The organism is Haloarcula rubripromontorii (assembly GCF_001280425.1).
GTDB lineage: Archaea > Halobacteriota > Halobacteria > Halobacteriales > Haloarculaceae > Haloarcula > Haloarcula rubripromontorii.
The window spans coordinates 750,387-762,586 of the sequence record NZ_LIUF01000001.1 but is presented as its reverse complement, the minus strand read 5'-3'; the positions used below and the strand labels follow the sequence as shown (position 1 = coordinate 762,586).

At 64.5% G+C, this 12,200-nt stretch carries 12 protein-coding genes; 10 read left to right on the top strand and 2 right to left on the bottom strand.

Translation table 11 applies throughout. The features are described from left to right. Nucleotides 1-102: 102 nt before the first annotated feature. The 5 genes from AMS69_RS03905 to leuS all read left to right on the top strand — a co-directional run bounded on the left by AMS69_RS03905 (nucleotide 103) and on the right by leuS (nucleotide 8,182). Nucleotides 103-1,281 carry a BMP family lipoprotein gene (locus AMS69_RS03905; RefSeq protein WP_080508799.1) on the top strand — a complete coding sequence of 393 codons (1,179 nt, stop codon included), beginning with the start codon at nucleotides 103-105 and terminating at the stop codon, nucleotides 1,279-1,281. 163 nt (nucleotides 1,282-1,444) lie between these two features. Then, nucleotides 1,445-3,001, top strand: a complete 1,557-nt coding sequence (locus AMS69_RS03900) for an ABC transporter ATP-binding protein (RefSeq protein ID WP_053966773.1) — start codon at nucleotides 1,445-1,447, stop codon at nucleotides 2,999-3,001. Next, complete coding sequence (locus tag AMS69_RS03895; RefSeq protein ID WP_053966772.1) at nucleotides 2,998-4,254, top strand: ABC transporter permease; 1,257 nt, start codon at nucleotides 2,998-3,000, stop codon at nucleotides 4,252-4,254. The genes AMS69_RS03900 and AMS69_RS03895 overlap by 4 nt, the downstream gene beginning before the upstream one ends. Before the next feature lie 10 nt (nucleotides 4,255-4,264). Beyond that, on the top strand, nucleotides 4,265-5,311 hold the full coding sequence (locus tag AMS69_RS03890; protein WP_053967023.1) for an ABC transporter permease: 1,047 nt from the start codon (nucleotides 4,265-4,267) through the stop codon (nucleotides 5,309-5,311). A gap of 195 nt (nucleotides 5,312-5,506) precedes the next feature. Next, a complete protein-coding gene (gene leuS, locus AMS69_RS03885; RefSeq protein WP_053966771.1) occupies nucleotides 5,507-8,182 on the top strand; it encodes a leucine--tRNA ligase in 2,676 nt (891 codons plus the stop codon). On the opposite strand, the gene AMS69_RS03880 is transcribed toward leuS, so the two are convergent. Both AMS69_RS03880 and AMS69_RS03875 read right to left on the bottom strand, forming a co-directional pair. After that, nucleotides 8,183-8,611, bottom strand: coding sequence for a GIY-YIG nuclease family protein (locus tag AMS69_RS03880; protein WP_053966770.1), 429 nt, complete (start codon nucleotides 8,609-8,611; stop codon nucleotides 8,183-8,185). A 6-nt stretch (nucleotides 8,612-8,617) separates the two neighbouring features. Further along, the gene (locus tag AMS69_RS03875) at nucleotides 8,618-8,908 is read right to left on the bottom strand and encodes a hypothetical protein (RefSeq protein WP_053966769.1); all 291 of its coding nucleotides are present in this window, start codon (nucleotides 8,906-8,908) and stop codon (nucleotides 8,618-8,620) included. A 92-nt stretch (nucleotides 8,909-9,000) separates the two neighbouring features. On the opposite strand from AMS69_RS03875, the gene AMS69_RS03870 reads away from it, so the two are divergent. From AMS69_RS03870 to AMS69_RS03855, 5 genes are all read left to right on the top strand, one after another. Further along, the gene (locus AMS69_RS03870; RefSeq protein ID WP_053966768.1) at nucleotides 9,001-9,633 is read left to right on the top strand and encodes a rhomboid family intramembrane serine protease; all 633 of its coding nucleotides are present in this window, start codon (nucleotides 9,001-9,003) and stop codon (nucleotides 9,631-9,633) included. Between the two features lie 97 nt (nucleotides 9,634-9,730). Then, a complete protein-coding gene (locus tag AMS69_RS03865) occupies nucleotides 9,731-11,167 on the top strand; it encodes a lamin tail domain-containing protein (protein ID WP_053966767.1) in 1,437 nt (478 codons plus the stop codon). After that, on the top strand, nucleotides 11,167-11,448 hold the full coding sequence (locus AMS69_RS03860) for a DUF3006 domain-containing protein (protein ID WP_053966766.1): 282 nt from the start codon (nucleotides 11,167-11,169) through the stop codon (nucleotides 11,446-11,448). The genes AMS69_RS03865 and AMS69_RS03860 overlap by 1 nt, the downstream gene beginning before the upstream one ends. Before the next feature lie 60 nt (nucleotides 11,449-11,508). Further along, entirely contained in the window at nucleotides 11,509-11,676 is a 168-nt protein-coding gene (locus tag AMS69_RS20495; RefSeq protein ID WP_170082663.1) for a DUF7837 family putative zinc-binding protein, read from the top strand. 149 nt (nucleotides 11,677-11,825) lie between these two features. Beyond that, nucleotides 11,826-12,131 (top strand): hypothetical protein, encoded by a 306-nt coding sequence (locus AMS69_RS03855; RefSeq protein WP_053966765.1) that lies wholly within the window; start codon nucleotides 11,826-11,828, stop codon nucleotides 12,129-12,131. Nucleotides 12,132-12,200: the final 69 nt, after the last annotated feature.

Here is a 12,200-nt window from a genome sequence, read left to right as displayed (position 1 = left end):
CTGTCATTGCCAGCCGTTCACACCCAGTAGATAAAATGTCCGCGGCGTCGGCAGCGAACAGTTATCGGCCCGCCTTGCCATGGTTTGTCGCCGATGTGGCTAATGTGCGACACCGAAGTCTTTAACGCCTATCGACACCGCTGGTGGGACATGTCACAGCGAAGGCGCACGTTCATCAGTAGTGTTGGTACCGCAACTGCAATCGGGCTAGCCGGATGTCTTGGCGGCGATGGCGGGGACGGCGGCGGCGACGGCGGAGACGGTGGGGATGGTGGCGACGGCGGCGACGGCGGAGACGGCGGCGACAGTGGTCCGGCCGCTCGTATCGGAATGGTGTACGCGACGGGCGGGCTCGGCGACGGGTCGTTCAACGACCAGGCCCAGACCGGCGCTATTCGAGCAGCGGACGAGCTAAACATCGAATACGACGAGTCTCAGCCGGAAGCGGTACAGGACTTCGGCAGCCTCCAGCAGCAGTACGCACAGTCCTCGAACCCGGACTACGACCTCGTCTGCTGTATCGGCTTCCTGCAGGCAGACGCCCTCACGGAGAACGCCGAACAGTACCCAGAGCAGAACTTCATGATCGTCGACTCCGTCGTCGAATCGGACAACGTCGGCTCGTACGTATTCGGTGAGCATCAGGGGTCGTTCCTCATTGGGCTGATGGCTGCGAAGCTGACCAGCCAGGACTTCTCGGCTGGCGCCGGCTCCACGCAGAGTGACTCCGCGAGCGTCGGCTTCGTCGGCGGCGTCGAGGGTGACCTCATCGGCCGCTTCGAAGCCGGCTACAAAGCCGGCGTCAAGCACGCAGAGGAGGATGTCGACATCCAAACAGCCTACGTTGGCGACTTCAACGACCCATCGGGCGGCCAGGAGGCGGCCCTCTCGATGTACAACTCCGGTGCGGATATCGTCTACCATGCGGCCGGTAACACCGGGACTGGCGTGTTCCGTGCGGCCCAGGAGGCCGGGCGCTTCGCAGTCGGCGTCGACCGCGACCAGTCGGTCACGAAAGAGAACTTCAGCGACGTTATCCTCGCGAGCATGGTCAAGCGCGTCGACAACGCGGTGTACACGTCGGTCGAATCGGTCGTCAATGATAACTTCGAGGGCGGCAGTGTGAACACGCTCGGCCTCGAACAGAACGGTGTCGAAGCGGTGTACGGTCAGCAGCTCGGCTCGGAAATCCCACAGAGCGTCAAAGACGAGGTGTCCGAGGTCCGCCAGAGCATCATCGACGGAGACATCAGCGTGCCGACCGACCCAGAAAACGCCTGAGGCGGATCAGTGGCGCAGTGTCCCGGTTTGGGCCGACTCTAAGACCGAGATACTCTACACCAGTTCGGATGAGTCGTCGCGGCCACACACGCAGTTGCCGCATATTTTTGGCAGACATGTGGAACCGTGAAGTTAAAACACCGGGACGGTAACGGCTCAGAGTATGGAACAGGCCGTCCACCTCGATGGTATTACAAAGCGGTTTCCGGGGGTAGTCGCGAATGACGATGTCGATCTGGCGGTCGAGAAGGGGACGGTTCACGCACTGCTCGGCGAGAACGGTGCGGGAAAAACCACCCTGATGAACGTCCTCTACGGGCTCTACCAGCCCACCGAGGGGACGGTCAACGTACACGGCGAGCCACAGCAGTTCGACTCGCCGCGCGACGCCATCGACGAGGGTGTCGGTATGATCCACCAGCACTTCATGCTGGTCGATCCGATGACCGTCACCGAAAACATCACGCTCGGGAACGAGCCTCGCAAGTGGCTCGGTCTCACGGTCGACAGCGAGCAATCCCGAAAACAGGTCCGTGAACTGTCCGAGCGGTACGGGTTTGACGTGGACCCTACCGCCCGAATCGAGGATGTCGGTGTCGGCGTCCAGCAGCGCGTCGAGATACTCAAAGCGCTCTATCGCGGCGCGGATGTCTTGATTCTGGACGAGCCGACGGCAGTACTCACGCCACAGGAAGTCGAAGACCTCTTTCGCGTGCTCGAAGAGCTGACCGACCAGGGCAAGACGATTATCTTCATCACGCACAAGCTCGGCGAGGCGATGGAGGCTGCCGACGAAATCACTGTGTTGCGTGAGGGGAAAAACGTCGGGACGGTGCCGGCCGACGACATCACCCGCGAAGAACTGGCCGAGATGATGGTCGGTCGGGAGGTGCTGCTGGACCTCGACCGGGACCCCGCCGAGCCGGGCCGCTCTATCCTCGAGGTTTCGGACCTCGTCGTGGAGGACGACCGGGGTGTCCGCGCGGTCGACGGGATTTCGCTTGAGGTCCGAGCCGGCGAGGTGCTCGGTATCGCCGGCGTTGACGGGAACGGCCAGTCGGAACTGGTCGAGGCAATTACCGGGCTCCAGATGCCTGACGAGGGAACGATCACATATGACGACGTCGACCGGACAACCGACAGCCGCCGGGAGCGCATCGAGGCCGGACTGGCCTACATCCCGGAAGACCGACAGGAGCGGGGGCTGGTGATGGACTTCGACCTCGTCGAGAACGGCCTGCTGGGGAGCCAGCACGCCGCTGACTACTCCTCGAATGGTCGCATTGACTGGGACTTCACGCGCGACCACGCGGAGGAGATAATCGAAGAGTACGACGTTCGGCCGCCGGATGCCAACGCTCACGCGAAATCCCTCTCCGGCGGGAACCAGCAGAAGTTCGTCGTCGGCCGGGAGTTCGCCCGGGATCCGCGTCTTGTCGTTGCCTCCCACCCCACGCGCGGCGTGGACGTGGGGTCGATGGAGTTCATCCACGACCAGATCAACGCGCTCCGCGAAGCGGGCCGGGCCGTGTTGCTGATCTCCTCGAACCTCGATGAGGTCCAGTCGCTTTCGGACCGCCTCGCCGTCGTCTACGAGGGCGAGATCGTCGACATCGTCGATCCCGAGCGCGTGACCGAGGAACAGCTCGGACTGCTGATGGCCGGACAGCAACCTGACGCCGCCCCGACCATTGCGGCGGACGGGGAGGGACACCAATGAGCGATAGCGACCCGTCGCGGAACGGCGACGACCGGTGGGCACAGTACCGACAGCGACTCATCAGACTGGGGCAGACCTCTGTCGGTGAGCGGATTCTCATCGCCGTCTCGGCGCTGTTGCTCTCTATCGTCGTCGGAACTGTCATCGTCACCGTCGCGGGACTGATGGCGACGTGTCGCTCGCCGGTACTTACCTTCGGTTCCACGACGCTGTGTTATGACCCGTTCTACGTGTTCAACCGGCTGTTCCTCGGCGCGCTAGGCGACCCCTTCGCTGGCGGCTGGTCGCCGCTGAACGCGCAGTTCGCGGCGACGCTCCGGGAGACGACGATTCTGGTGTTCACCGGGCTCTCGGTTGCCTTAGCGTTCCGTGCCGGCATCTTCAACATCGGGACGCAAGGCCAGCTTATCATCGGCGCGCTGGCGGCCGCACTGACAGTACTCTGGGCCGGCTCGCTAGTCTCCGGGACGCTCGCACTCGTCCTGTTTATTCCGCTCGGGCTGCTCGCTGGCGCAATCGGCGGCGGTCTCTACGGGGCGATACCCGGCGCGCTGAAAGCGTATGCCGACGCTAACGAGGTTATTACCACGATTATGCTCAACTTCGTCGCTGTCCGGGTCACCCTGTATCTCGTCCGGAACCACTTCGCCGACCCGACGAGCCAGGCGACACAGACCCGGACGCTGCCAGTCGAAGGGCAGTTCCCCTCGATCCTGTTCGATCCGCGGACGGACTTCTCGCTGCTCGCGCTCCTGCTTGCCCTCGCGTTCGTCGGCGGCGTCTACTACCTGCTCGAACACACCGCCTTCGGCTACGATCTGCGAACCGCCGGTATCCAGCCCGCAGCCGCGGAGTACGGCGGCGTCGACTCCGCCCGGACTATCCTGACGTCGCTGACGCTTTCCGGTGCGCTCGGCGGTATCGGCGGGGCCGTGTTCGTGATGATGACCCTCGGGAAGTTCCAGACTGGTATCCCGAGCTATGGCTTCGACGGGATCACCGTCTCCATCCTCGCCGGCAACAATCCGATTGGAGCCGTCTTCGCTGCGCTTCTGTTCGGCGTCCTCAAGTCCGGTTCGAACGTGGTGGCGTTCGCGACCAACGTGCCACCACAGCTGGTCGGCGTTCTCCGGGGGCTTATTATCCTGTTCGTCGCGATGCCGGAGTTCTTCCGTATCATCGGCCGGCGGCTCGCAACGCGCGAGCCAGACAGTCCGGCCGCCGCGACCGCGGGAGGTGGTGCTGATGACTAACGACAGCGCCATGGACCGACTTTCGTCAGCGTCAGGCCGACTGTTCATCGCCGCTGCGGCGTTCCTCACGCTGGCTGTCCTCGCCGGGTTCGGCCTCGTGGCACCGGCCTCGACCCCCGGGCAGATATTCTGGGTGCTGGCCTCGAAATCGACGCTGTCATCGACGCTACGGCTCTCGGTCCCGATCGTGCTGGCCGCGCTCGGTGGCATCTTTGCCGAAAAAAGCGGCATCATCAACATCGGGCTGGAAGGGCTGCTCATTATCTCGGCGTTTGCAGCTATCTTCGGGGCCGACGCCACTGGGTCGCTGTGGCTCGGGTTCCTCATCGGTATTGTCGCGTCCACGCTGCTCGCTGGCGTCTTCGCCGTCGTCTGTATCGAGTTCCGCGCGGATCAGATCATCGCCGGCCTGGCCGTCTGGCTCATCGCGCTCGGCCTCGCGCCGTTCGCCTCGCAGGTGTTCTACGGCGGGCCAAACACGAGCAACGTCGGGACCTTCGATACGATAACGGTCCCGGGGCTGGCTGACATCCCGTTCTTCGGCGCGCTGTTCGATGCCTCGCCCGCAGTGTATATCATGTTCCTTGCGGTGGCGGCGTCGTGGTACGTGCTAAACCGCACCAGCTTTGGCCGCTGGGTCCGGGCCGCCGGCGAGAACCCGAAGGCACTGGACACTGCCGGCGTTGACGTGTCCCGCGTCCGCTACGCCGCCGTCCTGCTGTCCGGCGTCCTCTCTGGGATGGGTGGGGCCGCGCTGGCCATCAATATCGGCCAGTTCACCGGCAACGGGCCGACGATGGTCAACGGCAAGGGGTTCATCGCCATCGTCGCGTATCTGTTCGGCAACTACAACCCGGTCGGTGCGCTGCTGTCGACCACGCTGTTTGCCGGTCTCGACGCCGTCCAGTTGCGCCTCCAGACGGCTGATGTCATCGCCGTCCCCGACTCACTGGTCCAGACGATTCCGTTCGTCGCCGTCATCGTCGTGCTCGCTCTGGTGGGCAAGACTCGCCTGCCCGAAGCCGCCGGTGAGCATTACGAGTCCGGCGAGGAATGAGCTAGAGACCGGGGGCTATCGGCTCTCGAACCGCTTTTATTTAAATCGCGACCCGTCGGAAAGTCCCGCATCATCTGCATTCGGCTACCCAGCTACGGGCGGGACGGGGGCTTTCTGGCTGTCCACGAAAGCAGTCTGAACAGGCACACATAGCCGAACACTGATGTGCGCCGCCGGCACAGGACGAGGTAGCAAATGTCGCGCCGATATGACCACGCTCGGGTGCAGGAGTACTGGCAGCAGGCCTGGGAGCGCGAGGGCGTTTTCGAGTGTCCCACTGACGCTGACGACCCGACGTACGTACTGGGGATGTTCCCGTACACGTCCGGCTCGTTGCATATGGGACACATCCGGAACTACGCCATCACCGACGCGTACGCCCGGTACCGGCGGATGGCCGGCGACGACGTACTTCACCCGATGGGGTGGGACGCTTTCGGCCTGCCGGCGGAGAACGCGGCATACGAACGGAACACGGACCCCGAGTCCTGGACCCGAACGTGTATCGACCAGATGAAAGCCGATCTCCGGGAGATGGGCTTTGGCTACGACTGGTCCCGGGAAACCACAACGTGTGACCCTGAATACTATCAGTGGAATCAGTGGCTGTTCACCCAGTTCTACGACGAGGGCCTGGTCGACTACGGCGCGGCGACCGTGAACTGGTGTCCGGACTGCGAGACGGTGCTTGCCGACGCGCAGGTCGACACGCCGCCGGAAGCCGACGACGGCGAGACGACCGCCGGCACCGGCCATAGCCACACCCACGGTGGCGTCTGCTGGCGTTGCGGGACCGGCGTGGAGCAGCGTGACCTCGACCAGTGGTTTTTCGCCATCACCGACTACGCCGAGGAGCTGTATCACGGGCTGGACGATCTCGAGGGGTGGCCCGACGGCGTCCGGGACAGCCAGCGGAACTGGATCGGCCGACAAGAAGGGGCCCGCGTCTCGTTTCCCGTTGCCCACGACGACCACGACACCGTCGAGGCGTTCACGACGCGGCTCGATACGGTCTACGGCGCGACGTACCTGGCGCTGTCGCCGGGCCACGACCTCGCGCGGGCGCTCGCCGAGTCGGACGAGGCCGTCGCCGAGTACGTAGAATCAGTGGCGAATACGGACGACGCCGGGATGAGCGGCGTCGAGACGGACCTCACCGCGACCCACCCCTACACCGGCGAAGAACTGCCGGTGTACGTCGCGGCGTACGTGCTGGACGACGTGGGCACGGGCGCGGTTATGGGCGTCCCCGCTCACAACGAACAGGACCACGCCTTCGCTGACGAACACGATCTGCCCGTCGAGCAGGCTGTCGAACCCGTCGACGGCAGCGGGACGGACCTCCCGCACGCGCCCTACACCGGCGACGGGATGCTCACGGACAGCGGCGAGTACGACGGCCTCGCCAGTTCCGCCGCCCGCGAACGCCTATGTCAGCACGACGCCGCCGAGGCGGCGGTGACCTACCGCCTGCGGGACTGGCTCATCTCGCGGCAGCGCTACTGGGGGACGCCGATTCCAATCGTCCACTGCGACGACTGCGGCCACGTCCCGGTCCCCGAGGACGACCTCCCGGTGGAACTACCCGACTACGTCCAGACGACGGGTAATCCCCTTGATGCGGCTGAGGAGTGGAAACAGACCACCTGTCCCGATTGCGGGGCCGACGCCGTCCGCGAGACGGACACGATGGACACCTTCGTCGACTCCTCGTGGTACTTCCTCCGGTATCTGTCGCCACACTTCAAATCGGCTCCGTTCGACCAGCACACCGCCGACGAGTGGCTCCCGGTCGACGTGTACGTCGGCGGCGAGGAACACGCGGTGTTGCATCTCCTCTATATCCGCTTCTTTACTCGTGCCCTGTCGGATATCGGCCTGCTGGACCGCGAGGAGCCGGTCGACCGGCTCATCAATCAGGGGACGGTACTCCACGGCGGCGAGAAGATGTCCAAGTCGAAGGGCAACGACATCGCGCCTCACGAGTACGGGGCCGAGACGACGCGGCTGTTCGTCCTCTCGGCGGCCCACCCGTCCCAGGACTTCGAGTGGACTGTCAAGGACGTCTCGACGGCCTACGACTTCCAGCAGACGCTGTACCGTCTTGTCACGGAGTACACTGACCGAACGGAGACGCGCACCGAGAGCGCCGACCACGACGCGTACCTGGAACGGGAAATCGACCGAACCATCGCGGCTGTCACCGAGGAGTACGACCGCTTTCGCTTCCATCGGGTCATCGGCGAGATACAGCGCTTCGCTCGCCTGCTCGGCCGCTATGCGGGCTACGACCGGCCCTACCAGTTCGCCTACGGCCGGGGTCTGCGGGTGCTCGCCGGCCTCGTCGCGCCGATTGCGCCGTTCCTCGCCGAGGAGATGTGGCAACTGCTCGACGAGGACGGCCTCGTCGCCGAGAGCCGGTGGCCGGAACCGTTGCGGGACGTGGACGACTACCGCATCGAGCGGCAGGTCGTCCGGCGGACGCTTGACGACGTGCGCGAGATCACGGCGGTCGTCGACATCGATGAACCGAACGAGATCGAACTCGTCGTCGCCGCCGACTGGAAGTACCGTGCCTACGAGATCGCCCGCGAGTCAGACCCCGACGACGCTATCGTCGGTGAAATCATGGCTGACGACGAAATCAAACAGCACGGGGACGCGGCCGCCGACTTCGCCGACCGACTGGCCGACCGCGGGGCGGGCCTCGAACCGATTATCGACGGCGAGCGGGAACTCGACACACTCCAGCAGGCCGCGTGGCTGTTCGAAGACGAGTTCGGCTGTGACGTCGTGGTCCGTCGGGCCGCGCCCGACCACGACCTCGCGGCCAAAGCGCGACCGAACAAGCCCGCGATTCACATCTCCTGACTACCCGGTCGCGGCCGCGTGGGCGTCGGTCACCGCCTCGACGAGCCGGTCCCGGTGCTCGTGGTACGCCAGGTGCGAGCGACAGTCACAGTCGGAACAGCCGAAGGCGTCGACGCGGTCGAACCCTTCGGCTGACGGGCCGTCGACACGCCGGGCAACGGCACACTCGATGTCGGCCTCGGTCGTGACGACTTGTTCGACGGCCGTCGCGGCGTCGCCCAGCAGGTAGTCGACGTGCCAGTGTCGGGTGTCGTTGTCGCCGGCGGCGACCGCGCGGTGGCGGTCGATACGGCCGAACCCGCCACTGCCCAGCGCGCTCCCGGTGTAGGCGTACCAGCCCGCCGGAAACCTGAGTTCGCCCAGCGCGCCGACCGAAATCGGCCCGCTGGCGTCCCGTTCGAGCACCAGCGTGTAGGTTCCGCCCGCCATCCCCGTTCAGGTCCCGATGTCGGGGTCGGCAGCGAGTTCACCGAACCCGTCGATGCGGAACTCTCGGGAGTCCGTGCAGTCCTCGTTCTCGGCGGCGAGTTCGCCGACGACCCAGTTGAACCGGCGGCCGAAGTCGTCGTAGGGCGCGTCCGCGAGCAGATCGGCGACGCGGTCGCTCGTCAGGTCCTCGTCGTACTCCTCGGCGAAGTCGGCGATGTTTTCGGCGGCTGTCTGTGCGATTTCGTCGTCGGTCTCGTCTGCGAACGCCGCGGTGAGGGTGTCAGTTAGGTCGGACATACACGAGACAACGCCACGATGCCACGTATGCGTTCTGCAACGGTTCGGGGTGTCCGAGCGTTTCTTGTAGTGAGGGCGACAATATCGTCGTAATGAAACCGTTGCGTCAGAGCCCAACTGCGGTCACGCTGGCCGTCATCGTTGCTGTGTTCCTCGCACAGCAGGCCGTCGGCGTGGTGACCGCCCCGCGGAGCCTGTTTGCCCTCTCCCCTCCGCTGCTCAGTCGTCCCTGGACGCTTGTCACCAACGTGTATGCACACGCCGGCCTGCCCCACCTCCTCGCAAACGCCGTCGGCCTGGCGCTTGCTGGCGTTGTCCTCGAACGCCAGACGTCTCCACTCCGATTCCACGCCTTCTTCGTCTCGACCGGCGCACTTGCCGGGGTTTCACAGGTCTCGATAGCCAGTCTCATCGGCCCGTTCGTTCCCGGGATGGTCAGTCACGTCTCCGTGCTCGGGGCCAGCGGCGCAGTGTTTGCGCTCTTTGGATACCTGCTTGCCGCCAACCGCCTGACTGACACCGTCGTTGGCGGATTCGAACTTGCGCCGCGCGTCCAGCTGCTTCTCGCTGGCGTCGTCGCTGCTGCGATCACGCTTGCCACCGCGAACCCCGGTGTCGCGCTCGTCGCACATTTCACCGGCCTTTTGCTGGGGTTTCTTGCCGGGCGCGTCCACCTGCTGCGGCCGACGGACTCGCCGCAGACGCCCGAGACCGTGAACTACTGACGGCGTGCCGTTGTCTCGGGGGCGCGGCGACACGCGCTGTCTCGTGGCACGTAGTTGGTAAGTGATACCAAATAACTCGGGCGCGTAGACAAACGGAATGGTACGGAGTCGCGGGGTTGCGTCAATAGCCGCCGCAGTACTGCTGGTACTTGCCGGGTGTGGCGGGTTCGTGGCGAACGGGATAGACAGCAGCGCGAATCAGCCGACTGCAACCGAAACAGCGACGCCGGACGCCCCCTCACCGGCCGCAGCGAACGGGACGCTAGAGGTCCATTTCATCAACGTCGGCCAGTCGGTGGCGACCCTGTTGGTCAGTCCCGACAACGAGACGATGCTCATCGACTCCGGAGACTTCACCGACGACGGTGAGTACGTCCTGCAGTATCTCGACCGACAGGACATTGACCGAATCGACCACTTCGTCGTCTCACACAACGACGCCGACCACATCGGCGGCAACGCGGCCGTCATCAGGCACTACGAGACCGAGCAAAACGGCGTCGGCGCGGTGTACGACCCCGGTATCGCCGCGAGTACGCAGACCTACGAGCGATATCTCGATGCCGTCGAAGCCCACAACGTGACGCTGTACGAGACGCGCGAGGGAGACCGGATCGGATTCTCCGGCGTCGAGACGACCGTGCTCGGCCCGCCGGAGCCATACCTCGAAAACGGGGCCCGAAACGAGAACAGCATCGTCCTCCGGATCGAGCACGGCGAGACGAGTTTCCTCTTTACCGGCGATGCGGAGGACGATCAGGAGGCGTATCTCGTCGACACCTACGGAGCAACGCTCCGGGCCACCGTACTAAAAGCCGGGCACCACGGCAGCGCGTCAAGCACGAGCGGGCCGCTGCTGGACGCCGCCGGCCCCCGGGTGGTCGTGGTATCGAGCGCCTACGATTCGCAGTATGGCCACCCGAACAACGAGACACTCCAGCGGCTTGCGGCACGCTCGGTTCCGACGTACTGGACCGCAACCCACGGAGACATCGTCCTGTCTAGCAACGGGACCGCTGTGACTGTCAGCACGCAACGGCCAGCACCGACGGACCCGCTGGCGCTCCGTTCCGGCGACGCAATTGCGCCGGGTGCGACCGAACCGGTTACCCAGCGAGCGACCTACTTGCCCCGCTCGTCCCCGCGGACTGCTACGCCGGTCGAAACCGTGACCGACGGCGGAACGCCCACTGAGAACACGAGTGGCGACCTGATCATCGACCGCGTCAACGCCGATGCGGCGGGTGATGACTGGGACAACCTCAACGACGAGTACGTCGTGTTCCGGAACGCGGGCGCGGAGCCGCTGGAAATGGGCGGCTGGACTGTCAGTGATGAAGCCGACCACAGATACACCGTCCCCGACGGGTTTACGCTCGACCCGGACGAGACCGTGACCCTCCACACCGGCAGCGGCGCCGACACGGACACCGAGCTTTACTGGGGGTCGGAGCGTCCGATATGGAACAACGGCGGCGACACCGTGACCGTGACCGACGCTGACAACGAGACCGTACTGGAACGGAGTTACTGATGCTACCTGATGGAACCTACACTGCTATCGTCGACCGAATCGAGGACGGGATTGCCACGCTGGAAGTAGACACCGAGGACGGACTATCTGCCCTCGACATCGAGACGGCCGAACTGCCAGCCGAGGCACAGACGGCCGACGTGGTTCTGGAAATCACTGTCACGGACTCGGCGCTCGCGGATGTCACCCCTGAGCCCGAGGAAACCGCCGACCGGGCGAGCGAAGCCCAGCGTCGGTTCGACCGGTTATCGAAGCGGCCGCCGCAGGACGACGACACGTAAGTGTGCCGCACATGCCGTAGGAGCCTGGTAACAATATGTGTTGAGTGCGTAGTTTGGTGTATGTGGGACAGTGATATAGAAACGATCGACCCACCGCTGGGGCAGTGTCCGGCATGTGACGTGACGATTCCTGCGGCGAACCTCGTCATCGCGTACGACACGGCCGGAGACTGGCCGCGGATGCTCGCCACGTGTCCGGATTGTGAAGACGCCGTGAATCCAGTGTGACTCCTGTCGGCACAGACATGACAGACCTTGCGAACGTGAATACAGATAGACGCGCTGGTGCAGTCGCCTATCTGTGTAGTGACCACGGATTAGGTGGGGTATACTGTTGATTCAACCAATGATACCGAGGTCAGACAGGGGGAGAGACGGTGGGATCATCGAGCGGCGATAGTCCTCCGCTCCCGCACCAGAGCGACACCGACACACTACGACCGACGGACACCGGTCGATATCTCGATACGCTCGCGCTCGCCGCCCGCGGGGCCTGGACCGTGACGCTTGCTGGTATCCGACCCTTTGCGTTCTGGGGAGCGGTGTTGCTGCCGCTGTTGTACCTCCCCTCGCTCTACGGCGTCGGTACTGAACAGGACACGGCGCTGTTCCTCGACCTTGTTGTCTGGCATATGGCTTCTCTCGTCCTCGGCCACGGGCACACGCCATTCTGGAGTCAGTAGCCTGGCAACCGTCTCACTACTCCTCCACAGACGATAATCACTCCGCTTTCCACCTGAAACGATGGGGGT